This is a genomic window from Streptococcus pseudopneumoniae (assembly GCF_001074565.1).
In the GTDB taxonomy this organism is placed as follows: Bacteria; Bacillota; Bacilli; order Lactobacillales; family Streptococcaceae; genus Streptococcus; species Streptococcus pseudopneumoniae_J.
This window is the reverse complement of sequence record NZ_JUQX01000018.1, coordinates 1-24,925: the sequence shown is the minus strand read 5'-3', so window position 1 is coordinate 24,925 and position 24,925 is coordinate 1. Positions and strand designations below refer to the sequence as shown.

At 41.8% G+C, this 24,925-nt stretch carries 19 protein-coding genes and 2 pseudogenes; 18 read left to right on the top strand and 3 right to left on the bottom strand.

Annotated features, from left to right (window positions below; translation table 11 throughout):
• The first annotated feature begins 1 nt into the window (after position 1).
• The 8 genes from fmt to ADI74_RS01765 all read left to right on the top strand — a co-directional run bounded on the left by fmt (position 2) and on the right by ADI74_RS01765 (position 8,751).
• A complete protein-coding gene (gene fmt, locus ADI74_RS01800; protein ID WP_049536663.1) occupies positions 2 to 937 on the top strand; it encodes a methionyl-tRNA formyltransferase in 936 nt (311 codons plus the stop codon).
• On the top strand, positions 930 to 2,243 hold the full coding sequence (rsmB, locus tag ADI74_RS01795) for a 16S rRNA (cytosine(967)-C(5))-methyltransferase RsmB (RefSeq protein WP_049536833.1): 1,314 nt from the start codon (positions 930 to 932) through the stop codon (positions 2,241 to 2,243). Before fmt ends, rsmB begins: the two co-directional genes overlap by 8 nt.
• 15 nt (positions 2,244 to 2,258) lie before the next feature.
• Complete coding sequence (locus ADI74_RS01790) at positions 2,259 to 2,999, top strand: Stp1/IreP family PP2C-type Ser/Thr phosphatase (protein WP_000401533.1); 741 nt, start codon at positions 2,259 to 2,261, stop codon at positions 2,997 to 2,999.
• A complete protein-coding gene (gene pknB / locus ADI74_RS01785) occupies positions 2,996 to 4,885 on the top strand; it encodes a Stk1 family PASTA domain-containing Ser/Thr kinase (RefSeq protein ID WP_049536661.1) in 1,890 nt (629 codons plus the stop codon). Before ADI74_RS01790 ends, pknB begins: the two co-directional genes overlap by 4 nt.
• A gap of 85 nt (positions 4,886 to 4,970) precedes the next feature.
• The gene (locus ADI74_RS01780) at positions 4,971 to 5,729 is read left to right on the top strand and encodes a threonine/serine exporter family protein (RefSeq protein WP_000344546.1); all 759 of its coding nucleotides are present in this window, start codon (positions 4,971 to 4,973) and stop codon (positions 5,727 to 5,729) included.
• Position 5,730: 1 nt separating this feature from the next.
• Positions 5,731 to 6,186 (top strand): threonine/serine exporter family protein, encoded by a 456-nt coding sequence (locus ADI74_RS01775; protein ID WP_000176910.1) that lies wholly within the window; start codon positions 5,731 to 5,733, stop codon positions 6,184 to 6,186.
• Positions 6,187 to 6,304: 118 nt separating this feature from the next.
• Positions 6,305 to 7,477, top strand: a complete 1,173-nt coding sequence (locus ADI74_RS01770; protein WP_009729851.1) for a hydroxymethylglutaryl-CoA synthase — start codon at positions 6,305 to 6,307, stop codon at positions 7,475 to 7,477.
• A complete protein-coding gene (locus ADI74_RS01765) occupies positions 7,477 to 8,751 on the top strand; it encodes a hydroxymethylglutaryl-CoA reductase, degradative (protein WP_049536658.1) in 1,275 nt (424 codons plus the stop codon). The genes ADI74_RS01770 and ADI74_RS01765 overlap by 1 nt, the downstream gene beginning before the upstream one ends.
• 34 nt (positions 8,752 to 8,785) lie before the next feature.
• On the opposite strand, the gene ADI74_RS01760 is transcribed toward ADI74_RS01765, so the two are convergent.
• Together ADI74_RS01760 and ADI74_RS01755 are read right to left on the bottom strand one after the other, a co-directional pair.
• Positions 8,786 to 9,751 (bottom strand): LacI family DNA-binding transcriptional regulator, encoded by a 966-nt coding sequence (locus tag ADI74_RS01760; protein ID WP_049536657.1) that lies wholly within the window; start codon positions 9,749 to 9,751, stop codon positions 8,786 to 8,788.
• Positions 9,732 to 11,186, bottom strand: coding sequence for a sucrose-6-phosphate hydrolase (locus tag ADI74_RS01755; protein WP_049536656.1), 1,455 nt, complete (start codon positions 11,184 to 11,186; stop codon positions 9,732 to 9,734). The genes ADI74_RS01760 and ADI74_RS01755 overlap by 20 nt, the downstream gene beginning before the upstream one ends.
• Positions 11,187 to 11,567: 381 nt before the next feature.
• On the opposite strand from ADI74_RS01755, the gene ADI74_RS01750 reads away from it, so the two are divergent.
• On the top strand, positions 11,568 to 13,454 hold the full coding sequence (locus tag ADI74_RS01750; RefSeq protein ID WP_049536655.1) for a sucrose-specific PTS transporter subunit IIBC: 1,887 nt from the start codon (positions 11,568 to 11,570) through the stop codon (positions 13,452 to 13,454).
• A gap of 158 nt (positions 13,455 to 13,612) precedes the next feature.
• Positions 13,613 to 14,500 carry a fructokinase ScrK gene (gene scrK, locus ADI74_RS01745; RefSeq protein ID WP_049536653.1) on the top strand — a complete coding sequence of 296 codons (888 nt, stop codon included), beginning with the start codon at positions 13,613 to 13,615 and terminating at the stop codon, positions 14,498 to 14,500.
• 41 nt (positions 14,501 to 14,541) lie between these two features.
• On the opposite strand, the gene ADI74_RS01740 is transcribed toward scrK, so the two are convergent.
• Positions 14,542 to 15,159, bottom strand: coding sequence for a TVP38/TMEM64 family protein (locus tag ADI74_RS01740; protein ID WP_000076172.1), 618 nt, complete (start codon positions 15,157 to 15,159; stop codon positions 14,542 to 14,544).
• Between the two features lie 211 nt (positions 15,160 to 15,370).
• On the opposite strand from ADI74_RS01740, the gene ADI74_RS01735 reads away from it, so the two are divergent.
• The 8 genes and pseudogenes from ADI74_RS01735 to ADI74_RS01700 all read left to right on the top strand — a co-directional run bounded on the left by ADI74_RS01735 (position 15,371) and on the right by ADI74_RS01700 (position 24,899).
• Complete coding sequence (locus ADI74_RS01735) at positions 15,371 to 18,433, top strand: DEAD/DEAH box helicase family protein (protein WP_049536652.1); 3,063 nt, start codon at positions 15,371 to 15,373, stop codon at positions 18,431 to 18,433.
• A pseudogene (locus ADI74_RS01730) lies at positions 18,433 to 20,037 on the top strand (HsdM family class I SAM-dependent methyltransferase). The gene ADI74_RS01735 and the pseudogene ADI74_RS01730 overlap by 1 nt, the downstream one beginning before the upstream one ends.
• On the top strand, positions 20,030 to 21,238 hold the full coding sequence (locus ADI74_RS01725) for a restriction endonuclease subunit S (RefSeq protein ID WP_080980330.1): 1,209 nt from the start codon (positions 20,030 to 20,032) through the stop codon (positions 21,236 to 21,238). Before ADI74_RS01730 ends, ADI74_RS01725 begins: the two are co-directional and overlap by 8 nt.
• A 19-nt stretch (positions 21,239 to 21,257) precedes the next feature.
• A complete protein-coding gene (locus tag ADI74_RS01720; protein WP_049536651.1) occupies positions 21,258 to 21,887 on the top strand; it encodes a hypothetical protein in 630 nt (209 codons plus the stop codon).
• Positions 21,880 to 22,881 (top strand): hypothetical protein, encoded by a 1,002-nt coding sequence (locus ADI74_RS01715; protein WP_049536649.1) that lies wholly within the window; start codon positions 21,880 to 21,882, stop codon positions 22,879 to 22,881. Before ADI74_RS01720 ends, ADI74_RS01715 begins: the two co-directional genes overlap by 8 nt.
• A gap of 88 nt (positions 22,882 to 22,969) precedes the next feature.
• Positions 22,970 to 23,245 (top strand): annotated as a pseudogene (locus ADI74_RS01710) (HigA family addiction module antitoxin); the annotation flags it as partial.
• 165 nt (positions 23,246 to 23,410) lie between these two features.
• A complete protein-coding gene (locus ADI74_RS01705) occupies positions 23,411 to 24,181 on the top strand; it encodes a Fic family protein (protein ID WP_049536645.1) in 771 nt (256 codons plus the stop codon).
• 313 nt (positions 24,182 to 24,494) lie between these two features.
• On the top strand, positions 24,495 to 24,899 hold the full coding sequence (locus ADI74_RS01700; RefSeq protein ID WP_049536644.1) for a YbgA family protein: 405 nt from the start codon (positions 24,495 to 24,497) through the stop codon (positions 24,897 to 24,899).
• The last annotated feature ends 26 nt before the right edge of the window (positions 24,900 to 24,925 follow it).

The following is a 24,925-nucleotide window of genomic DNA, read 5'->3' as shown; positions in this document are numbered from 1 at the left end:
AATGACAAAATTAATCTTTATGGGAACTCCCGATTTTTCAGCGACAGTTTTGAAGGGGTTGATATCAGACGACCGTTACGAGATTCTAGCTGTTGTGACCCAGCCAGACCGCGCTGTTGGCCGTAAAAAAGTGATCCAAGAAACCCCAGTCAAGCAAGCTGCCAAAGAAGCAGGTCTTCCTATCTACCAACCAGAAAAATTATCTGGGAGCCCAGAGCTGGAAGCTATTATGAATCTAGGAGCGGATGGGATTGTGACCGCTGCTTTTGGGCAGTTTCTCCCAAGCAAACTTCTTGATAGCATGGACTTTGCGGTCAATGTTCACGCTTCCCTTCTTCCCAAACACCGTGGTGGAGCTCCCATTCATTATGCCCTGATTCAAGGGGATGAGGAAGCTGGTGTGACCATTATGGAAATGGTTAAAGAAATGGATGCAGGAGACATGATTTCCCGCCGTAGTATTCCTATTACAGATGAGGACAATGTCGGTACCTTATTTGAGAAATTAGCGATTGTAGGTCGTGATTTGCTTTTGGATACTCTACCTGCCTATATTGCTGGGGAGATCAAACCTGAACCACAAGATCCTAGTCAAGTCACTTTCTCGCCAAATATTAAGCCAGAAGAAGAGAAACTCGATTGGACTAAAATCAACCGTCAACTCTTCAACCAAATCCGTGGGATGAATCCTTGGCCTGTTGCCCATACTTTCCTTAAGGGAGATCGCTTTAAGATTTATGAAGCCCTACCAGTAGAAGGTCAGGGAAATCCAGGGGAGATCCTCTCTATTGGTAAAAAGGAATTAATCGTTGCAACGGCTGAAGGAGCTTTATCTCTCAAGCAAGTGCAGCCAGCAGGTAAGCCTAAGATGGACATTGCTTCCTTCCTCAACGGAGTGGGACGGACATTGACTGTAGGAGAACGATTTGGTGACTAAAGTAGAAACGGCTAGAAGTCTAGCTCTAGCAGTGTTAGAGGATGTTTTTGTCAACCAAGCATATTCAAATATTGCCTTAAATAAACACCTCAAAGGGAGTCAACTCTCAACAGCAGACAAGGGTTTGGTGACAGAGATTGTATACGGAACGGTAGCCCGCAAACTGACTCTGGAATGGTACCTGTCCCACTTTATTCAAGACAGAGACAAGCTAGATAACTGGCTCTATGTTCTTCTTCTCATGAGCGTCTACCAAGTCCGTTTTCTAGATAAGGTGCCTGACCATGCTGTGGTCAATGAAGCGGTAGAGCTAGCCAAAGCCCGTAAAAAAGGTAGTGAAAAATTGGTCAACGCCGTCCTTCGTCGTATCTTGCGAGAAGGCTGGCCAGATGTTGACAGCATCAAACGCAAAAACAAGCGTGATTCCATTGCCTATTCTCTCCCAGTTTGGCTCGTGTCTAAACTCAAGGAAGAATACGGTGAAGAGCGAGCCCAAGCCATTTTTGAAAGCCTCTTGGTGCGCAACAAAGCCAGCATCCGAGTGACCGACTTGAGTCGAAAGGAGGAAATCAAAGCCGTGTTAGAGGCGAGTGATTCACCTTTGGCTGTTTTTGGTCTGGTCAAGGAGCAAGGCCACTTTGCAGGTCATGATTTGTTTTCAGAGGGTGCTATTACCATCCAAGACGAGTCCAGTCAACTGGTTGCTCCCACTCTTGATCTGCAAGGCCATGAGCAGGTTCTAGATGCCTGTGCGGCTCCGGGTGGGAAAACAGCCCATATGGCTTCTTACCTCGCATCTGGTAAGGTGACGGCTTTGGATCTTTATGATCACAAGTTGGACTTGATCCAAGAAAACGCCCAACGTCTGGGGGTGGCGGATCGAGTGCAAACGCAAAAATTGGACGCCAGAAAAGTGCATGAGTTTTTTGAAAAAGACTCTTTTGATAAGATTTTAGTAGATGCCCCTTGTTCTGGAATCGGTCTCTTGCGCCGCAAACCAGATATCAAATACAATAAAGAAACAGCAGATTTCACATCCTTACAAGAAATTCAGCTGGAAATATTAGGTAGTGTTTGTCAAACACTACGAAAAGGTGGTATAATAACGTATAGTACCTGTACTATTGTCTCTGAGGAGAACTTTCAAGTCGTTGAGGCATTTTTAGAAAGTCATCCCGAGTTCGAGCAGGTTAAACTAGAACACGAATGTAAAGATATCCTGAAAGATGGCTGCATCCTGATTACTCCTGAATTGCATGGAAGTGATGGATTCTTTATTAGCCAATTTCGCAAGATATCAGAATAGGAAGGAACTGACACAATGGAAATAGCATTATTAACAGATGTTGGTCAGAAACGGACAAATAATCAGGACTATGTCAATCACTTTGTCAACCGAGCAGGACGCACTATGATCATCTTGGCTGACGGGATGGGAGGACACCGTGCAGGAAATATCGCTAGTGAGATGGCGGTAACAGACCTCGGTGTAGATTGGGTGGATACCCAAATTAACTCAGTCAATGAAGTTCGTGAGTGGTTTGCCCACTACCTGGAGATTGAAAATCAAAAAATTCATCAACTAGGTCAGGACGAAGCCTACAGAGGCATGGGGACAACGCTAGAAGCTGTTGCGTTTATTGACAACCAAGCCATCTATGCTCACATTGGAGATTCTCGTATCGGTTTGATTCGTGGAGAAGAATACCACCAGTTGACGAGTGACCATTCCTTGGTTAATGAATTGCTCAAGGCTGGTCAATTGACTCCAGAAGAGGCAGAAACTCACCCTCAAAAGAATATCATCACACAGTCTATCGGACAAAAAGATGAAATCCAGCCTGATTTTGGGATGATTACACTGGAGTCAGGAGATTATCTCTTGCTCAATAGTGACGGTTTGACCAATATGATTTCGGCAAGCGAAATTTATGATATTGTAACCAGTGATATTTCCCTAGCAGACAAGGCGGCCACCCTCATTCGTTTCGCTAACAATGCAGGAGGTTTAGACAACATTACGGTTGCCCTTGTTTACATGAACGAGGAGGCGGCAGAATGATCCAAATCGGCAAGATTTTTGCCGGGCGGTATCGGATTGTCAAGCAGATTGGTCGAGGAGGCATGGCAGATGTTTACTTGGCCAAGGATTTGATCCTAGATGGGGAAGAGGTGGCAGTTAAGGTCCTGAGGACCAACTACCAGACGGACCCGATTGCTGTGGCACGTTTCCAGCGGGAAGCGAGGGCTATGGCGGATCTGGACCATCCTCATATCGTCCGGATAACAGATATCGGTGAGGAAGATGGCCAACAGTACCTAGCTATGGAATACGTAGCAGGACTTGACCTCAAGCGTTATATCAAAGAACACTATCCTCTTTCAAATGAAGAGGCGGTTCGGATTATGGGACAGATTCTTTTGGCTATGCGTTTAGCTCATGCTAGAGGAATTGTTCACCGAGATTTGAAACCTCAAAATATCCTCTTGACACCAGATGGAACTGCTAAAGTTACTGACTTTGGGATTGCAGTGGCCTTTGCAGAGACGAGTCTGACCCAGACCAACTCGATGCTGGGTTCGGTTCATTATTTGTCACCTGAGCAAGCGCGTGGTTCAAAAGCGACCTTCCAGAGCGATATCTATGCGATGGGGATTATCTTCTATGAGATGCTGACGGGACATATCCCTTATGATGGAGATAGCGCGGTTACGATTGCCCTCCAGCATTTCCAGAAGCCACTTCCGTCCGTCATTGCTGAAAACCCATCTGTCCCTCAGGCTTTGGAAAATGTTGTCATCAAGGCAACTGCTAAGAAGCTATCAGACCGTTATCAGTCTGTTTCTGAAATGTATGTGGACTTGTCAACTAGCTTGTCTTATAATCGTCGGAATGAACCGAAATTGGTCTTTGACGATGCGAGTAAGGCAGACACGAAGACTTTACCTAAAGTTCCACAAAGTACACTGACATCGATTCCTAAAGCTCCGGTGCAAGAAGAACGCCCTCAGCCAAAGAAACCAACTCAACCAGTGGCAGAGCCGGCTCCAGCGCCAAAGCCAGCCAAGAAACGGAAGTTTAAGGCTCGCTATATGATTCTTTTGGCCAGTCTTCTATTGGTTGCAGCCTCTTTGGTCTGGATTTTGTCAAGAACACCAGCAACGATTGCTATTCCTAACGTAGCTGGACAAACCGTTGCAGAGGCTAAGGAAGCTCTTAAAAAATCCAAGTTTGAAGCCGGTGAAGAAAAGTCAGAGGCCAGCGATACAGTAGCAGAAGGACGAGTTATTCGAACGGATCCAGAAGCTGGTAGCGGCCGAAAAGAAGGAACCAAGGTCAATTTGATCGTTTCTTCTGGGAAGCAATCCTTCCAATTGAGCAATTACGTTGGACGCAAGTATACGGAAGTTGTAGCTGAACTCAAGGAGAAGAAGGTTCCTGAAAATCTAATCAAGATGGAAGAGGAAGAATCCAATGAAAGCGAACCTGGAACCGTCCTCAGACAGACCCCTGCATCGGGTTCGACTTATGATCTCTCAAAAGCCACTACGATTACCTTAACAGTAGCTAAGAAGGTGACTAGTGTCAGCATGCCGAACTACATCGGTTCAAGTCTCGAATTTACAAAGAATAACTTGACTCAGATTGTCGGTGTGAAGGAAGCAAATATTGAGGTTGTAGAAGTATCGACTGCTCCTGAAGGAACGGCAGAAGGAACTGTTGTCAGTCAAACGCCAAGAGCAGGAGAGCTGGTTGATCTCGCAAGTACGCGTATCAAACTTTCCATCTACAAACCAAAAACACCACCATCAACTTCATCTTCTAATCCTGCCCAACGTGGAAACCAAGGTTCTTCTACAACTCCAAATCAGGGGAACCAACAAGGAAACACTCCTTCAACTAGTCAATCAAATAGTGAAGGAACCCGTGAAAGTTCTCGAGATTAAACGAATCTTTGTCATGATTTCATGACAAAGATTTTTTTTCATTGATTTTTGTGATAAAATATAGGAAGCAGAAAAGGAGGAGAAAATGGACGAATCGAGAGAGTTGAATGCCGTCATTGATGTGATTATGCTAGCTGGAACTATTCTCTTAAAAAGCGGTTCGGAGATTTATCGGGTGGAGGACACCATGATCCGTATCGCTCATTCACAGGGAATAGTGGATTGCAACGTTCTTGCCATGCCAGCAGCTATTTTCTTTTCTATTGAGAATACCAATATTTCTCGTATGAAACGAGTAACTTCTTCCTCCTACAACATCGAAAAAGTCTGCGATGTGAACCAAGTATCACGGGAGCTTGTCGGAGGGCAGATTGATCTCTCTACGGCTTTTGAAAGGCTAAAGGAAATCAGAAATCAAGCTCTTCCTTATACCAAGTTCCAAGTGACTATTGCAGCAACTCTCAGTGCCCCTTTTTTCTCGATTATGTTCGGGGGGAATACCTATGATGCTTTTGGTGCAGCCATTGCGACTTTACTTGGTTTTGCTTTTTCTCTCTATGTAGAGAAGTTTGTCCGCATTCCTTTTGTAACCGCCTTTGCGGGTGCCTTTGTTTTTGGATTGATTGCCCAGTTCTGGGCCCGCTATACAGGATTTCCTTCGACGGCAGACTTGATCATAGCGGGAGCCGTCATGCCTTTTGTTCCAGGGATTGCTCTGACAAATGCAGTTCGGGATATCATGACCAACCATATCAACTCTGGTATGAGCAAGATGTTTGAATCCTTGCTCATTACCCTCGCTTTAGGGGCCGGCACCTCCGTCGCCCTGGTTTTGATGACATAAGATGACTCTAACAAGTATTTTACTCCAAGCAGTGGCGAGTTTACTCGCCATTATCACCTTTCTAATCGTACTAAATGTTCAGCGCTCCATGCTCCTACCTGGTGGTGTTCTGGGAATGGGTGTCTGGCTCCTCTACCTCGTGCTCAAAGAACCAACCAATGTTATTGTTGCGACCTTTATTGCAGCGGTGGTTGGTTCTTGTATCAGCCAAATTTTAAGTATTGTCTATAAGACGCCAGCAGTGGTCTTTGTCTTGGCCATTCTTGCCCCCTTGGTGCCCGGTTATCTATCCTATCGAACGACAGCCTTCTTTGTGACAGGCGATTACAGTCATGCCCTTACCAGTGCAACACTAGTAGTTATGTTGGCTCTGGTCATTTCCATCGGGATGGCCAGTGGAACAGTGATTCTGAAGCTTTATTACTATATCCGAAAACAGCGAGGCATATCCTCCTAATGCTGTCAAAGCAAAGACTTGATTTGTTGAATCAGGTCTTTTTTCTCTCATTTGTTCCTATTTGTGATAAAATAGAATAGAACGATTTTTTACAATGAATGAAAAAACAGAGGTAAATATGACAATCGGTATTGATAAGATTGGTTTTGCGACCAGTCAATATGTCTTGAAATTACAAGACCTGGCAGAAGCAAGAGGAGTTGACCCCGAAAAATTTAGCAAGGGACTCTTGTTAAACGAAATTAGCATTGCACCATTGACTGAGGATGTTGTCACCTTAGCTGCCAGTGCAAGCAACTCTATCCTCACAGATAAAGAAAAAGAAGAAATCGATATGGTCATCGTGGCGACCGAGTCAGGAATTGACCAGAGTAAGGCAGCAGCGGTCTTTGTTCACGGTCTATTAGGTATCCAGCCGTTCGCTCGCAGTTTTGAAATCAAAGAAGCTTGTTACGGAGCAACAGCTGCCCTCCATTATGCCAAGTTGCATGTGGAAAATTCTCCAAAGTCCAAGGTCTTGGTCATCGCTAGCGATATTGCCAAGTATGGTGTAGCGGCTCCAGGTGAACCAACTCAGGGAGCTGGGAGTGTGGCGATGTTGATTACGCAAAATCCGCGTACCATGGCCTTTAACAATGATAATGTTGCCCAAACGCGTGATATTATGGATTTCTGGCGCCCAAACTATTCAACCACTCCTTATGTAAACGGCTTATACTCAACTCAGCAATATCTTGACAGTCTTACGACGACTTGGGATGAATACAAGAAACGTTATGATTGGACTATGAATGATTTTTCGGCCATCTGCTTCCACTTACCTTATCCTAAGTTGGCCCTAAAAGGCTTGCGCAAGATGATGGATAAGACTTTGTCTCAGGAAAAAAAGGATAGTCTGCAAGAAAACTTTGATAAGTCCATTCTCTACAGTCAGATGATTGGGAATATCTACACAGGTTCCCTCTTCCTTGGGCTTCTCTCCCTTTTGGAAAATGCAGAAAATTTGAAGGCTGGAGATAAAATTGTCCTCTACAGTTACGGAAGTGGAGCGGTTTCAGAGTTCTTTAGTGGAGAACTGGTAGAAGGTTATGAAACTTACCTTGATAAGGATCGCTTGAGCAAACTCAAGCAACGTACAGCATTGTCTGTTGAAGACTATGAAAAAGTCTTCTTCGAAGAGGTAGAGTTGGATGAATCTGGTTCAGCCCAGTTTGCAGGTTTTGAAAATCAAGACTATGCCTTGGTTGAAATTCTCGACCACCAACGTCGTTATAGCAAGGTTGAAAAATAATGAAGAGAAGTTGGAATGGATTTTCTAAAAAGTCATACCATGAGCGCCTTGAGTTACTGAAAGCTCAGGCGCTCCTTAGTCCTGAAAAGCAAACCAGTCTGGAGCAGGATGAACAAATCAGCTTGGCAATTGCAGATCAGCTGAGTGAGAATGTAGTGGGAACTTTTTCTCTGCCTTATTCTATCATTCCAGAGCTTTTGGTGAACGGTCAGGACTACACAGTTCCCTATGTGACAGAAGAACCCTCAGTGGTTGCTGCGGCCAGCTATGCAAGTAAAATCATCAAGCGAGCAGGTGGCTTTACTGCTCAAGTACATGAGCGTCAGATGATTGGTCAGGTAGCCCTTTATCAAGTTGCTGATCCTGAACAAGCGCAAGAGAAGATTGCCAGCAAGAAGGCGGAGCTCTTGGAACTTGCCAATCAAGCCTATCCTTCTATCGTCAAACGTGGTGGCGGGGCGCGTGATTTGCATGTAGAGCAGATCAAAGGTGAAACAGACTTTCTCGTTGTTTATCTCCATGTCGATACTCAGGAAGCCATGGGAGCCAATATGCTCAACACCATGCTGGAAGCCTTGAAACCAGTCTTAGAAGAACTCAGTCAGGGACAGAGTCTTATGGGAATTTTGTCCAACTACGCGACCGATTCTCTGGTGACTGCAAGCTGTCGTATCGCCTTTCGCCATTTGAACCCTCAAAGGGACCAAGGACGAGAAATTGCGGAGAAAATAGCTTTGGCTAGCCAGTTTGCACAGGCTGATCCCTACCGAGCAGCTACTCACAATAAAGGGATTTTTAATGGTATTGATGCCATTTTGATTGCCACTGGTAATGACTGGCGTGCCATCGAAGCTGGGGCCCATGCCTTTGCCAGTCGAGATGGACGCTATCAAGGTCTTAGTCAATGGACGCTGGACATGGAAAGAGAAGAATTGGTCGGTGAGCTGACTCTACCTATGCCTGTAGCGACCAAGGGTGGCTCTATCGGTCTCAACCCCCGTGTAGCTCTTAGTCATGAACTACTGGGAAATCCTTCAGCCAAGGAATTAGCTCAGATTATCGTGTCCATCGGTCTTGCACAAAACTTTGCGGCCCTCAAAGCCTTGGTCAGTACGGGCATCCAGCAAGGCCACATGAAACTACAGGCCAAATCCCTCGCTCTCCTAGCAGGTGCTAGTGAGTCCGAGGTTGCTCCCCTCGTTGAGCGCCTTATTGCAGACAAAACCTTTAACTTAGAGACAGCCCAGCGCTATCTGGAAAATTTACGATCATAAAAAACTCAGACGCATTCGTCTGAGTTTTTTGTACTTAAATACTTTTTCCTGGTAATAATGTGACTGGTAAGAAGTAACCAGTTGTCGCGACTTCCTGTCCTTCGATCTTCTGCAAGAGAAGATCAACAGTGAGGTGGGCAATCTCTTCCAAGGGTTGCTTGATGGTCGCGAGTTGAGGGTAGTAGTTCTCAATAAAGTAAGTCCCGTCATAGCCGATGACTTTGAGCTCTTCAGGAACAGAGATTCCCAGTTCCTGAGCGATTTTGATAACCAAAATGGCTGTCAGATCATCTGAAGCAAAGATAGCATCTGGTTTCTGATGGGTCAAGATATTCTTGATTTCCATTTCTTTTCTGACGGGAGAAAAGTCACTCGAAACATTGATAATAGGCGCTTTCGGGAGAACAGAGGCAAAACCAGCATGGCGCAGCCCAGTTGGTGAGTTCGAGTTGTCATTTCCTGTAATCATGATGATAGACTGGGCGCCTGTCTTGACCAGAGTTTGGGCTGCGAGGACCCCGCCACCGTAGTTATCAGAGGAGACGACAGGGATGTCTGGCGATAGGTTTCGGTCAAAGGAAATAATCGGTGCTGTCACACGATTGTAGTCTTCGATTCCCAAGTTGTGACTTCCAGAAATGATACCGTCTACCTGATTGGCCTCCAGCATTTCGATGTATTCCCTTTCCTTTTCAGAATCGTGTTCGCTGTTACAGATGATGGTCTTGTAACCATTTTTGAAGAGCTGGTGTTCCAACTTGTCAATCAACTCAGCATAAAAGACATGACTAATGTTTGGAAAAATGAGTCCAATCAACTTAGCAGATTTGCCTTGGAGACTTCGAGCCAGATTGTTGGGCTTGTAGCCTAGTTCTCGCATGGCTTCATTAACCTTTTGAATGGTTTTCTCAGATAGATAACCCTTTTTATTGATGACCCGTGAGACGGTAGTAGGGCTGACGCCTGCAAGTTTTGCGACATCAGTTAGTTTTGCGACCATAATCTAATTCATAGTAAGTTCCAGTTGGGTTTCCAGACTTGATGAGGATCCCATTTTGGTCCGCATGTGGGAAGACACGACCAGAAAATACTTTTTCTCCTTTATTGATGAAAATTTCAAAGACTGACTTGTCGATGAAGATAGTGGCAGTAGTAGCTTGGTTATCGATAGGACAAGAACGAGTTGTACCAAATTCTTGGGCGTACTGTTCACCAGCCTGACTACGATCCACTGTCAATTGTCCATTGACAAGGTCAAAGTTGATTGAAAGCCCCTTGCCTTCTTTGTCAGCGAGCAAGACAATCTCGCTTTGGCTATTGGCCTCCAAGTTGAGCTCGAGTTCATAGGTGTTATTGGTTTGAGTACGATTTGAGAAGACCTCTTCAGAAGAACGAAGTTCTTTGACGGCTGAGACGGGATATTGGTAGAGTTTGCCATCTTTGATAGTGAGTTCTTTGACCAATGAGAAGGTTCCTTGGTGGTCAAAACGGTCAGATGGGTAGGAAACATCTGGTAATCCAAGCCAACTTACTGCTAGTGCACGTCCATCCGGAGCGTTGAAGGCTTGCGTTGCATAGGCTTCAAAACCATAGTCTAGATTTTGCAATGGAGACACATCTACCATTTTGGCATTTTCAGGATCAAAGGAAGCCCCGATTTTGTACATGTTTGGATAGATATTGTCATAGTTTAGAACAGCCTTATCCAATCCTTGTGGACAGTAGAGAAGGACAGGGTGCTCCCCTACAAAGACCAGATTTGGACATTCCATCATGTAGGCAGTACGGTCGTTAGCAAAGTCAAGGTCGCCAACTGCTTGCCAGTTTGTATAATCATTGTCCACAGCCTTGTAGAGACGGACGAAGCCTTTTTTCTCCAAGTCCTGTCCACCGACGATAGCATAATATTGACCTTTAAAGTTAAAAATTTGCGGGTCGCGGAAGTGGTCAGTAGAGTCTGCTGGCTGGTCAATCAAGATCTTGTCAATCTTTGTAATCTTGCCATCATTATCCATCAAAGCACCAATCTGGTAAGGGTGACGGATCCAGTTTTCATCACGGACATTTCCAGTATAAAACAAGAACAAGTTATCGCCAAATTGCATGGCAGAACCAGAGTAAGCACCGTGGCTATCCAATGGAGTATCTGGCAAAACTTTGACTCCAGTCTCTCTAAAGTGCACTAGATCATCACTTTCAAGCTGCACCCAAGACTTCAACCCATGGGCTGCACCAAAGGGGAAGTTTTGGTAAAAGAGAATCCATTTGCCATCAAAATAAGAAAAGCCATTTGGATCATTGAGAAGCCCCATTTTAGGCTCAACATGGTAATGAGTATGCCATGGAGATTGTGCCATCTTTTCCTTTATATGTTGAATTTCTTCTTGCGTCCAATCTTCATAGGGTCTATAACGACGCTCAGTTGTCCATTCCATTTTATCTTTCCTCCATAAGTTCTATTCTATTATTAATAGTAAACGTTTTCGGCAAAAAAAGCAAGCCTTTTATGTTAAAAAAGAGAAAAATATGTCAAACGATTGCCAGAAATTAAGTGGAAGAAATCGGGCAAATTTTCACGAAAAAATGAAAGAAATTGAAAAATAAAAGCTTTGAATCCTCTAATTTAAGGATATTTTTATGAGTAAATAGAAGAACTCAGTCAAAAACTATCATAAACGGAGATAAAGAAGAGAAGGAAAATAAAAAAATTCTGCAAAACGCTTGACATATTTTAGAAAGATGATAAAATAATAGTCGTAGGGCGAATAAAATCGCTTTCAAACAAGAACAAAATTTTTATAAGGAGATTTTTGCAAATGAACAATCAGGATATTGCAAAAAAGGTCATCGAAGCCCTTGGCGGACGTGAAAATGTCAACAGTGTTGCCCACTGTGCGACCCGTCTACGTGTCATGGTCAAAGATGAAGGGAAAATCAATAAGGAAGTGATTGAGAACTTGGATAAAGTTCAAGGAGCTTTCTTTAACTCAGGTCAATACCAAATCATCTTTGGGACTGGTACAGTAAACAAGATGTACGACGAAGTGGTTGCACTTGGCTTGCCAACATCTTCTAAAGAAGACATGAAGGCAGAGGCTGCTAAACAAGGAAACTGGTTCCAACGTGCTATCCGTACTTTCGGTGACGTTTTCGTGCCAATCATCCCAGTTATCGTGGCAACTGGTCTCTTCATGGGTGTTCGTGGTCTCTTGAATGCTCTCGGAATGACACTTCCAGAAGATGTTACCATTTACAGCCAAATCCTCACAGATACAGCTTTCATCATCTTGCCAGGTTTGGTTGTATGGTCAACCTTCCGTGTATTCGGTGGAAATCCAGCCGTTGGTATCGTCCTTGGTATGATGCTGGTTTCTGGTTCGCTTCCAAACGCTTGGGCAGTAGCATCAGGTGGTGAAGTAACAGCTATGAACTTCTTTGGCTTTATTCCTGTTGTTGGTTTGCAAGGTTCCGTTCTTCCAGCCTTCATCATCGGGGTGGTCGGAGCCAAGTTTGAAAAAGCACTTCGCAAGGTGGTTCCAGATGTCTTGGATCTCTTGGTGACACCATTTGTGACACTTTTGGTTATGTCTATCCTTGGACTCTTTGTCATCGGACCAGTCTTCCATGTTGTTGAGAACTACATCCTTATCGGTACAAAAGCGATTCTTGGTTTGCCATTTGGTCTTGGTGGTTTCTTGATTGGTGGGGTTCACCAATTGATTGTCGTATCAGGTGTACACCACATCTTCAACTTGCTTGAAGTGCAATTGCTTGCTGCCGATCATGCCAACCCATTCAACGCCATTATCACTGCAGCTATGACAGCTCAAGGGGCTGCAACTGTTGCCGTTGGTGTCAAAACTAAAAATCCTAAACTGAAAACACTTGCTTTCCCAGCTGCTCTTTCTGCCTTCCTCGGTATTACAGAGCCTGCTATCTTCGGGGTGAACTTGCGTTTCCGTAAACCATTCTTCCTTTCATTGATTGCTGGTGCTATCGGTGGTGGATTGGCTTCTATCCTTGGACTTGCTGGTACTGGTAATGGTATCACCATCATCCCTGGTACAATGTTGTACGTTGGTAACGGTCAATTGCTTCAATACCTTCTTATGGTAGCTGTATCATTCGTTCTTGGTTTTGCCCTTACTTACATGTTTGGTTACGAGGACGAAGAAGAGGTTGCTACTGAAGTTGCGACAGAGCGCTTGGTCCAAGAAGAAACAACTGGTAACATTCCAGTAGCTCCTCAAAATGAAACAATCCAAACTCCTATCGTTGGTGACGTGGTTGCTCTTGAGAATGTTGATGATCCAGTCTTTTCAAGTGGTGCAATGGGACAAGGAATCGCTGTAAAACCTAGCCAAGGTGTGGTTTACGCACCAGCTGATGCAGAAGTATCTATCGCCTTTGCCACAGGCCATGCTTACGGTTTGAAGACAGCTAATGGAGCTGAAATCTTGATCCACGTTGGTATTGATACAGTGTCTATGGACGGCGAAGGTTTTGACAAAAAAGTTGCCCAAGGTGATAAAGTCAAGGCTGGAGATGTTCTTGGAACTTTTGACTCTGCTAAAATTGCTGCAGCGGGTCTCGACGATACGACAATGGTTATCGTAACCAACACAGCAGACTACGCTTCTGTGACACCAGTTGCAACTGGTTCAGTTGTCAAGGGCGATGCGATCATAGAAGTGAAAGCCTAGTCCTCTTCGAAAATCAAATCTAAAAACAAAACGAACAAATGTCATGTTTGTTCGTTTTTACTTAGATGGTAAGATTTACAGAGGAAAATCTAAAATATAGAGAAATGTAGCTCTTCAAAATATGCTATAATAGAGAAAATAAAGATAAGAGGTTTATCATGACAAAATTATACGGAAGCTTAGAAGCAGGCGGTACAAAGTTTGTCTGTGCTGTCGGAGATGAAAATTTTAACATTGTAGAAAAAACACAATTTCCTACAACAACTCCTATCGAGACTATCGATAAAACCATCGAATTCTTTTCAAAATTCGATAATCTTGCAGGTCTTGCTGTCGGATCATTTGGTCCGATCGATATTGACAAAAACTCAAAAACCTATGGCTTTATTACAACGACTCCAAAACCAAACTGGGCAAATGTAGACTTGCTTGGAGCTCTCCGCCGTGCCCTCAATGTACCCATGTATTTCACCACAGACGTAAACAGCTCTGCCTACGGTGAAGTAGTTGCCCGTAACAATGCTGGGGGTCGTATCGAAAACTTGGTCTACTACACTATCGGTACAGGAATCGGTGCAGGTGTCATCCAACGTGGTGAGTTTATCGGTGGTGTAGGTCACCCTGAAATGGGTCACTACTATGTAGCCAAACACCCAATGGACGAGGAGAAGGAATTTAACGGTGTTTGTCCTTTCCACAAGGGCTGTTTGGAAGGCTTTGCGGCTGGTCCAAGTCTCGAAGCCCGTACAGGTGTTCGTGGTGAAAACATCGAACTCAACAACTCTGTCTGGGATGTCCAAGCCTACTATATCGCTCAAGCTGCGGTCAATGCTACAGTGACTTTCCGCCCAGATGTGATCGTCTTTGGTGGTGGCGTCATGGCCCAGCAACACATGCTGGACCGTGTACGTGAGAAATTCACAGCTCTTCTCAACGGCTATCTACCAGTACCAGACGTGCGTGACTATATCGTGACTCCAGCGGTCGCAGGAAATGGCTCCGCAACACTTGGGAACTTTGTCCTCGCTAAAAGCGTCGCAAAATAAAAAAAGCATCCGTTTGGGTAACCAAACGGATTTTTCTATTCTCAAAACATCTGCCAGAAGAAATCAATGATATAGGTCAAACCATAAGTATAAACCACTAGGGTAAAGGGCTTGGTTAAAATGATAATAATCATATAGCGCTTGAAGGTCATCTTGGTCAGGGCAGCCAGCATACAGAGAAAGTCAGCTGGACTAACTGGCCAAATCATCATAAAGATAAAGAAACGATCGAAGCGATTGCCCTTATCAAGCCAGCCGATGTATTTGTCATAGGTGCGCTTGCTGACGACGGACTGGACAAAGGCAGCTCCGTAGAGACGGACGAGGTAAAAGATAATGGCACAGCCAATCACGATACCGATATAGTTATAGATGGTTCCGATAATGTGGCCGTAAATAAAGACCCCAGCCACTGAGGTCAAAGCTCCCGGAATAATCGGAACAACGGTTTGTAGGATCTGTAAAAAGATAAAGAGAGGTGGTCCCCAAATCCCAGCTTGCTGGATAAAGGCCGATAGGGTTTCCTTGGACTGTAAAACACCCGCCTGATAGGCCCAAATACAGAAAATCAAGGTACCGACTCCCCCGACGATAGATGAGATATTGATGACTTGCTGTAGAAGGGGAGAAACAGCTTTCATTTGCTTATCCTGTGACATGTAAACTCCTCATAGATAGTATGATTCTACTATACCATATTTTGAGGAGAAAAACTATATGGATTTTGAGAGGGAAGTAGAATTGGGAAGGCGTTTTCTGCTTGGAATATGATATAATAATAGCTAACTAAGTGTTTGGTAAATTGGAGAGATAGTCTGAAAGGTATTGTTGGTAAAAAAAGACAATTCTGACTAGTAAAAGGAAGTTTTTATGGCAAAGAGAAAAGATTTTTCTGAACTAACCAGGGTACAAATCCCAGCAACTCTACATCTCATGCGTATGGGCTATACCTATCTTCCCCGTAATGGGAGGGAGATTGTAGAACGAGATCTAGATACCAATATCCTCGTATCTGTTTTTAAGGAGCAATTTTTAAAATTTAACAACTACTTGACAGAGGATGACTTTGAGAGAGAACTGGCTAATATCAAGTTGGAACTAGACCAAAATGATCTGGGACGTTCTTTCTTTAAACGTCTGCAAGGTCAGGAAGATGCCATTTATATTGATTGGGAACACCCAGAAGCAAACACCTTCCATCTGGCACTGGAAGTAACCTGTCAAAATGGTCAGGATGAGTTCCGTCCAGATATTGTCATCTTTATCAATGGTTTGCCCCTTTCTTATATTGAAGTTAAACAGCCCAATGCGATCCGAGATGGTAAGACAGGCATCCAGTCAGAGCAGGACAGAACCAGATACCGTTTTGAAAACCGTAAATTCCGTCGTTTTAACAATATTACCCAGCTCATTGCCCTTTCTGATAATTTGCCTTATATCAGTGGACAAGGGCGGCAAAAACAAGGTTCCTTTTACGGTTCAAATGCCTACTCAAAAACCAAGTTTAATGCTTTTAAAGAAGAACGACAAGCAGATTTTATTCGTTCTTTTGCAACCTTAACAGAGGACCAAATCGACTTTGTCCTAGAAGATATGAAACGCTTTGCCCTTAAATCTCAGCCAGAGTTTACAACAAACTTGCACCATGATACACCTTGCAATGCCTTTCTCTCTTCTTTGTATAGCAAAGAACGCTTGCTCTTTATGCTTCGTTTTGGTCTGGTCTATGTAGAAGAAGAAAGCAAGGACGGTCAGATGCAACTGCAGAAGCACGTCATGCGCTATCCTCAGTATTTCGCGACACGTGCTATCGAAGAAACCATCGCAAAAGGCGTCAAAAAAGGCATGATTTGGCATACACAAGGTTCTGGTAAGACTGCCTTGGCGTATTTCAATATCCGCTATTTAACTCATTATTTTTCAAAACAAGGGATTGTACCTCAGTTCTATTTTGTCGTGGATCGCTTAGACCTAGCTGACCAAGCTTTTAAGGAATTTACCAAACGAGGTCTTAGAGTCAAGCGCATCAATAACCCTCAAGAGCTCAATCAAAAGCAAGACGGCTATGACGTAGCTGTGGTTAATATCCAGAAGTTTAAGGATGATTCAGACCTGACTGACCGATCGGGCTATGACCTCAATCGCCAAAATATCTACTTTATCGATGAAGCCCACCGTTCTTATAATGAACGAGGTTCCTATCTACCAAATCTCTATCAGGCAGATACCAAGGCCATTAAGATTGCCTTGACAGGAACGCCCCTCATCACCTACAAGAAAGATGGCAAGACCAAGGAAAATCATGCGACCACGCGAGATATCTTTGGAGATTACATCCACAAATACTACTACAACCAGTCTATCGATGACGGCTTTACCCTACGCCTGATGCGAGAGGATATCGAGACCTCCTATAAGGACAATCTCAGATCTATCAATGAAGAAATCCAACGAGGCGACCTGTCCAAGGAAGATATCTTTGCTCATCCTCATTATGTAGAGCCCATGCTTGATTTTATCATTGAAGATTTTAATCGAGCGCGTGATTTGATCTTTGATGACCAGACCATCGGGGGCATGATTGTCTGTGACTCGTCCAAGCAGGCGCGTGAGCTTGAAAAGCAACTAGAAGAAAGACGAAAGGCTGGAACAACCACCCTGACTTCCGCTCTCATCCTCCATGATGAGGGAGACAAGGAAGAGAAGAAGGACAAGGTGGACGCCTACAAGGAAGGTAAAATTGACCTTATCATCGTCTATTCTATGCTCCTGACAGGTTTTGATGCACCTCGTCTCAAGCGCCTCTATCTAGGACGCAAGATCAAGGCTCACAACCTTTTACAAACACTAACCCGTGTCAATCGTCCTTATAAGGACTACCTCTTTGGCTATGTCATCGACTTTGCGGATATTTCCAAGGAGTTTGACAAGACCAACCGCGCCTATCTAGAAGAGCTAAATCAAGAATACGACATTACTCTAACTGGAGAAAATGGCGAGGATGTTTTTGGCTCTCTCTTTGTTCCAGCGGATGAGATTGCCCAAGAGTTAAGTAAGACCGAGCAGATTCTCATCGATTATCCGACGGGAAATCTGGAATACTTTTCTCAAGTTATCAATGATATTAAGGATAGAAAGCAGTTAAATGACCTTCGTAAGGCCCTAGAGTCTATCAAGCAGTACTACAATGTCGCTCGTTTACTAGGCTATGAACATCTGCTTCAAGAGATTGATATCGTTCAGATAGCAACCTTGCTCAATATCCTCTCCAGACGCTTACTAACCTTGTCCTTGATTGACAAACCAGATGAGTTTTCAAGCAGAACTCTTCTAAACTTGGCTATGTCTGAAACTAGCTTTAGCTTTGTCAAGATTGCAGAAGAAGAACTTCGTCTAGCAGCCAATGACCTGGAAGATTTGAAACGTCGAGTTGCAAGTGGGATTAAAAAACAACGTGATGAAAAGGATCCTGAGTGGATCACTCTCTACGAAGAATTCCAGCGCATCATGAAAAAACACCTGATACATGGCCAAGAAGGCTTCACCATGGAAAATATCAAAGAAACCCAAAAAGACTACGAAGAACTCTTTAAGTCCGTGGAGGACTATCATACTCGTATGAGACGCTTAACCATGAACTTTAATGGAGATGAGATGGCAGCTCGTTCCTACAAGCATGTGACCAACTCGACTGTGGTCAGTGAATTTCCTGCTATTTACCATGTTATCAAAGGTTCTAAGGTTAAATTAGACTATAGAATCGGTCAAAATCAAGGGGTTCTAGATAATGAGGAATATCTAAAGCGAATGATTCGCGAGCAAGCCCGAAAAGAAATGAAGAAAAACCAATCAGCTAACAATATGGCCAAACAAGATTTTGATAGATTGGTTGAATCGCTATTTGAAGGATATGAAGAGGAATACCAACACTAATGAATGAAACGTACAAGGTCCAAGTCCAAGACTTGGTAGATGATTTGAAAGCCGTCTTTACCCATGCAGGACTAGGAGGGGAAGCGGGGGAGTATAAACTCCTCACCCAGTCCTTCCTCTAAAAATTTTTAAATGATAAGTTTTTATATCAGGCAAAGTGCCTAGATGAAGTTAATACCTATGAGCACTTGTTGACCTTGAGTGAAGATGACTATGACTGGCTATTGGAGGATATCGGTACCAGTACGGCTTGGCTCAAGCCAGATCAGTTGATCGAAACGCTTCACCGTCAGCAAAACGAGGCGACTTTCTATGAAACTTTTGAAAATACCCTCAACCAAATCGCCATTGATAATAACGATATTTTCTCTGTTCATACAGACGGAGATACGGCCATTCGTCTCTTTGATGAGCGTCTGATTACCGATACCATCTTAGATAGTAGTAAGCGTAATGAGGTGGCAAAAGCTATCATCAATCTCCTTACTCGAGTGAAGTTCGATGAGACCATCTTTTCACAAGGTTTCGATTTTTTCTCTACCCTCTTTGAGTACATGATTAAGGACTACAACAAAGATGGCGGTGGTAAGTATGCTGAGTACTATACACCTCACTCTGTGGCTAAGATTATCGCTGATATCCTTGTGGGAAATGACCAACCATCAAACGTGCGGATCTATGACCCGTCAGCTGGTTCTGGAACCTTGCTCATGAACCTGGCTAGTCGTATCGGTGTGGATAAGACCACTGTCTATAGTCAGGATATCTCGCAAAAATCGTCTAATCTCCTCCGTCTCAACCTGATTTTGAATGGACTGCAACATTCCATCCATAATATCGTACAGGGAAATACCATCATCGCCAACCGTCATCCTGAAAAAATGGACTATATCGTTTCCAACCCTCCTTTTAAGCTGGACTTTTCAGAGTGGCGTGACCAAGTAGAGACCTTGCCAGAAGCCAGTGAGCGTTTCTTTGCAGGAGTGCCAAAGGTTCCAGCCAAGTCCAAGGACAAGATGGCGATTTACGAGCTCTTTGTACAGCATATCATCTACTCCTTGAAGCCAGATGGTCAAGCAGCTGTTGTCCTGCCGACAGGATTTATCACTGCCCAGTCAGGGATTGATAAGGCTATCCGTCAACATTTGGTGGACAATCAAATGCTGGCGGGTGTCGTTTCCATGCCGTCTAATATCTTTGCGACGACAGGTACCAACGTCTCTATCCTCTTTATCGATAAGAAAAACAAGGGCGATGTCGTCCTCATCGATGCCTCAAACCTCGGAACCAAGGTCAAGGAAGGCAAGAATCAAAAGACTGTGCTATCTCCTGAGGAAGAGCAGAAGATCGTCGAGACCTTTATCAAGAAAGAAGCCATCGAGGACTTTTCTGTCACCGTCTCTTATGAGGACATCAAGGAGAAAAACTACTCTCTCAGCGCAGGCCAGTACTTTGACATCAAAATCGACTATGTGGATATCACAGCAGAAGAGTTTGAAGCTAAGATGACTGCCTTTCAAAACAAACTCACCGACCTCTTCCAGCAATCGCATGCATTGGAACAGGAGATTGCAGAGCAAATGAAGGGGTTGAAGTATGAGTAGTATAAGGCTAGGGGAAATTGGAAAAATCTTAATGTGTAAGAGAATATTGAAATCTCAGACAAATGAATTTTCAGGAATCCCTTTTTATAAAATCTCAACGTTTGGTGGTACTCCGACAGTCTATATTGATGAAAAAATTTATCGTGAATACAAAGAAAAATATTCATACCCTAAAAAAGGTGATATTTTAATTTCTGCTGCAGGAACAATTGGGAAAACAGTAATATTTGATGGAGAAGATTCTTATTTTCAGGATTCCAATATAGTATGGATAGAAAATGATGAATCAAAGGTAACAAATCAGTTTCTTTATTATTTTTTACAAACAAATCCTTTTATTACCACAAATGGAAGTACCATAAAAAGATTATATAACGATAATTTAAGAGACACTAAGATACCGAATGTTCCTTCAATCCAACAACAAAATCAAATAACAGATATTTTGGGTGCTTTAGATAAAAAAATCCAAATCAACAACCAAATCAACCAAGAGTTGGAAACCATGGGCAAGGCCCTCTATGACTACTGGTTTGTCCAGTTTGATTTCCCAGACCAGAATGGCAAACCCTACAAATCATCAGGCGGAAAGATGGTCTATCACCCAGAGCTCAAACGCGAAATCCCAGAGGGGTGGGGAGTGGGGAAGTTGTCTTCATTGCTTGAAATTGGTAGAGAGACAATAAATCCAATGAAAACTCCTAAAGAAGAATTTAAATATTATAGTATACCAGAATATGATGTTTCAGGTTCTTTCTCATATGAGCTTGGAGAAACTATTAGAAGTAATAAATTTATAGTTGAAAAAAGTGACTTATTAGTTTCAAAACTTAACCCATGGTTTAATCGAGTTGTTTATAACTTAGAAGAAAATGCAATATCATCAACAGAGTTTATTGTATGGAAAACTTTTAATCGATCTGAGAAAAATTTTTTATACCAAGTTGCAACTAGTAAAGGATTTATTGAATATTGCACACGATTCGCAACAGGAACATCAAATAGTCATAAAAGGGTGTCGCCTGATATAATGGTTGGATTCCAGATTCCATTTGAAAAAATGTATATACAAAAATTCGGGGAAATTACTGATAGCATTAGAACCCAAGTTTTACACAATAATGTGCAAAATCAAGAACTTACCCAACTGCGTGATTGGCTCTTGCCAATGCTGATGAATGGACAGGTGAAGGTGGAGTAGGGGAAAGGATGTGGTTTAAATGTTTAATGATAATGTTAGTAAAAAGTTTAAATTAGCATACTTTATCTCATCGTTTTTATTAAGCTATTTATTTCTTATTATAATTATGTATGTTCAATATGTAGAGACAAATGGAAAATTTTTTCCTGATGTTCAAGTATTAGTGACTACAAAAAAGATAGCCTTCATTTTATTAATTATATTCTCTTTTTGCTCACTAAGTTCATTATTTTATGTAAAACGTAAGATCTCAGAGAGCAGGGGATATTTGAGAATTAACTCAGAAAAAGGTCGATTAGGGTACTCTTATAATAATGGAAGCAGGGAGTTCATTTTAGGAGTATTATTACCTGTAGTTACGACAATTTCGGTTCCGGAAGCTCCTATAACAGGAATTATTGGAGTTTTACTGATTCAAATAATTTTGGGTTATTTTTTCTGGAACTCAAATGAACTATTTGTTAATGTTCCCCTAATGCTCTTTGGTTATTCGTTAGTTGTAGGAAAGAAAGATAATCAAGATTTACTACTATTTGTTCAAAAACAAGATTTAAAAAAATTATTAGGTAAAAATATAAATTTTGTTTATTTAGGAACAGTCACAGATAGTAATCTTGGTATTGTTGGTGAAGAAATTGGAGATGAGTAAAGTGTTAAAAAGAGTTGTTTTAGCCGAAGTAACTGAAGATAGAGTTATCGGGAAGTATTTAAATACTGCAGATGAAGAGTTAATAAAAATAGAAGAGAAGATAGAATTTCCAAGTAACAGAAGATTAAAAGAAATAAATGATTTAGGGATTTTTGATAATTCTAAAAGGTTCTTCATTGAAGAATTAACGAGCCAAAGTCCCTACTATAAGCTGGTTGACCTTTTTGATATTGATTATTCAGCCTCAGATTCACGTTTGAAAAGTATAGATGATATTAATCATTTAGACTCTGAGAACCCCTTCAAACCTACTCTTGCTCTGTATCATTATACTGAGAATGGGGAAGAATTTATCTTGATTACAACATTAAATGTAAAAAAATTAATAGTAAAGGATAAATTATTTTTGAAATTTAAACAACGAGTAGGCTTTAATGATGGCATTGATATGATTATACATGAAATTTCTGATAGTTTGGAATTACCTATGTCGAATTTTATATGTATGATTTCTAAGAAAAATAATAACACTTACTCAATTAGGATTTATGATGCTTTTAAAGTTGATAAGCAATTTCAACTTAGGGCACACATAAATGAGTATGCTAAAAATGTTCTCAATAGATTTAATACCAGTGACTCAAATAAATTATTGTTAACAGCGGATCAAGTCGAAGTCCAAATAGATGATATTGATTCAATCATGAATATTGTTACTGATAATGATGCTTTATCAAAATCATTATCATTTTATAGTGGGCATGGAAACAAAACTATAAATAAAATCACTAGTGGGAAATTACTTGATGCAATAAATAGTCTACAAAATCATGTTAGCGATGAAGGTAATAAATATATTCTGGAAGATATTCCAAAATTTGAAAATAACAAGATCACCGTATCAGGAAATCAGATAAAAATATTTGTGGCTTTACTTAATAATCAGATTGTAGAAAAAATTCTTAATAACCAAATTGATCTACCTTTTTTTTAGTTCTACACTACAACAAAATCAACTTTAGAGTCCTATCTTGAATTAATGAGAATCGAAATCCTAAAAATAGAGGAGGTCAGCAATCACTATGACTAATAAAATTGTTGAATACAAAGACCTGATTGCTTTTCATCCAGGTCAGTATGTTGAGGAGTTGATTAAAGAGTATAACGTAACGCAAAAAGAATTTGCAGAGCGTTTAGGAATTTCTGAAATGAAGCTCGGTAAATTAGTGAATGGTGAGGAATCAATTAGCAATGATATTGCTCGGAAGTTAGCAAAGGTTACTAGTATTTCGATAATAACTTGGCTCAATCTTCAAAATGCCTATGATGTAAAAATTGCGGAGATTGTAAAGCAAAAATGAGCTTGTCTAAGACTCCGAGTAATAAATTCCTGATACAGTCTTTTATTCACATCAAGAGATAGTTTTATAAGAAACGACAATTTACAGGAAAATCTAGCTAGTCTAATATGGTAGAATAGAATATAAAGATTTTACTTAAAGTTTTGTCTAGAAAGGAAAACCATGACACCGACTTATGAAATTGATAATCCCAGCCTCTCTTATCAGACCAAGTTAGACTTATGGGAAACGGGATTTGGTTTACAAAAGGTAGATAATCTAGAGCCGTCGCCGTATATGAGAGAGCTAGCAGAGCAAAATTCTCAAGGAAAGTTGACTTATCAAGAAGTTTATGACCAAGTGACGACTTATCACCAAGAGATAGATGATAGCACAAAAGAAGCAGATCTTGTTGCCATGAGAATTGTGGAACTCTTGTCCTCTAATGCCTTTAAATTTGCTCCAACAACATTGAAATTGATTCATAAAGAGCTTTTCTTTGGCCTCCTGCCACAAGGTATTCCCTTGGGAGAATACCGCTCTTATAACATTACAAAAAATGAGGCTGTTTTAAATGGAGACAGTGTCATTTATGATGATTTTCGTACGGTAGCAGATAGTTTGGCCTATGATTTTCAGCAGGAAAGTCAATTTGACTATCAAGGAAAATCTGATATTGAAGTAGTGAAGCATATCAAGACTTTTATTTCAGGTATTTGGCAAATTCATCCTTTTGGAGAAGGAAATACTCGAACCATAACCGTATTTTTGATTAAGTACCTTAGAACTATGGGATTTCAAGTAGACAACAAACCCTTCCAAGAAAATGCAAAGTATTTTCGAGATGCTCTTGTTCTTGATAACGCGAAGCTTTTCCAGAAAAAAACAGAATATCTGGAACGATTTTTTGAAAATCTCTTATTAGGTGGCCAACATGATTTAGAAATAGACTAAGAGATGAACGGTTTATTGTGCATTTTGAGTTAGAAATTATTCCCTCTTTTGAAAATGGGAATGGTCGTATGGGGCGAATGGGTTAGAGTCTTATCTTGTAGAGCATTACCAGATAATAAATGCAGTAGCACAAGAATTGACAGGCTTGAGTGCAACAACCATTCGTCGCTATCTCCAACTATTTGTAAATCAAGGTTTATTAGAAAAATCAGGAACTACAAAAAACACTCTTTATTCGCTCATAATTCGCTCATTTTTAAGATACAACTTTGTTTCCATATTTCCTGGAAACTGATAGAAAGTAAGGAGAAACATGGAACAAACTAACCAAAAATCCCAATGTCAGCAACTCTGGGCTAGAAATAAATATCTCGTTTTGAGCCATTCCAGCAATATTTACAATGAGATTCGCCAATATCTCAAGAATGAAGTGGTGGAGGTGAGTCATGTTCAAGAACTGATTGACCGTGCCTGTCAAATCCCAGAGCATAGAGGTCAGGTTTGCAATGCTTTTCAGCATATTTGGGGCTACTTCAAAAAGAAAGCGACAGATACTGAGCGCAAAGACTATATGCTCTTGCTGGATCGCTACCGCTTTGGTCAGGCTTCCAAGCAAGACTTGATTGCTAAGACGAGAGAGTTGCTTGAACGTTACCCAAATAGCTATCTTCAAAATTCTACCTTGCTGAAAGGAGACTCCCATGAGACTTTGGCATGAGGCTTTGATTTCACAACTTCCCCGTC

Excerpts from the sequence above, each read along its gene's own strand:
- fmt (WP_049536663.1), top strand. The coding sequence starts at position 2 with ATGACAAAATTAATCTTTATGGGAACTCCCGATTTTTCAGCGACAGTT.
- ADI74_RS01790 (WP_000401533.1), top strand. The coding sequence starts at position 2,259 with ATGGAAATAGCATTATTAACAGATGTTGGTCAGAAACGGACAAATAAT.
- pknB (WP_049536661.1), top strand. The coding sequence starts at position 2,996 with ATGATCCAAATCGGCAAGATTTTTGCCGGGCGGTATCGGATTGTCAAG.
- ADI74_RS01780 (WP_000344546.1), top strand. The coding sequence starts at position 4,971 with ATGGACGAATCGAGAGAGTTGAATGCCGTCATTGATGTGATTATGCTA.
- ADI74_RS01775 (WP_000176910.1), top strand. The coding sequence starts at position 5,731 with ATGACTCTAACAAGTATTTTACTCCAAGCAGTGGCGAGTTTACTCGCC.
- ADI74_RS01770 (WP_009729851.1), top strand. The coding sequence starts at position 6,305 with ATGACAATCGGTATTGATAAGATTGGTTTTGCGACCAGTCAATATGTC.
- ADI74_RS01765 (WP_049536658.1), top strand. The coding sequence starts at position 7,477 with ATGAAGAGAAGTTGGAATGGATTTTCTAAAAAGTCATACCATGAGCGC.
- ADI74_RS01760 (WP_049536657.1), bottom strand. The coding sequence starts at position 9,751 with ATGGTCGCAAAACTAACTGATGTCGCAAAACTTGCAGGCGTCAGCCCT.
- ADI74_RS01755 (WP_049536656.1), bottom strand. The coding sequence starts at position 11,186 with ATGGAATGGACAACTGAGCGTCGTTATAGACCCTATGAAGATTGGACG.
- ADI74_RS01750 (WP_049536655.1), top strand. The coding sequence starts at position 11,568 with ATGAACAATCAGGATATTGCAAAAAAGGTCATCGAAGCCCTTGGCGGA.
- scrK (WP_049536653.1), top strand. The coding sequence starts at position 13,613 with ATGACAAAATTATACGGAAGCTTAGAAGCAGGCGGTACAAAGTTTGTC.
- ADI74_RS01740 (WP_000076172.1), bottom strand. The coding sequence starts at position 15,159 with ATGTCACAGGATAAGCAAATGAAAGCTGTTTCTCCCCTTCTACAGCAA.
- ADI74_RS01735 (WP_049536652.1), top strand. The coding sequence starts at position 15,371 with ATGGCAAAGAGAAAAGATTTTTCTGAACTAACCAGGGTACAAATCCCA.
- ADI74_RS01725 (WP_080980330.1), top strand. The coding sequence starts at position 20,030 with ATGAGTAGTATAAGGCTAGGGGAAATTGGAAAAATCTTAATGTGTAAG.
- ADI74_RS01720 (WP_049536651.1), top strand. The coding sequence starts at position 21,258 with ATGTTTAATGATAATGTTAGTAAAAAGTTTAAATTAGCATACTTTATC.
- ADI74_RS01715 (WP_049536649.1), top strand. The coding sequence starts at position 21,880 with ATGAGTAAAGTGTTAAAAAGAGTTGTTTTAGCCGAAGTAACTGAAGAT.
- ADI74_RS01705 (WP_049536645.1), top strand. The coding sequence starts at position 23,411 with ATGACACCGACTTATGAAATTGATAATCCCAGCCTCTCTTATCAGACC.
- ADI74_RS01700 (WP_049536644.1), top strand. The coding sequence starts at position 24,495 with ATGGAACAAACTAACCAAAAATCCCAATGTCAGCAACTCTGGGCTAGA.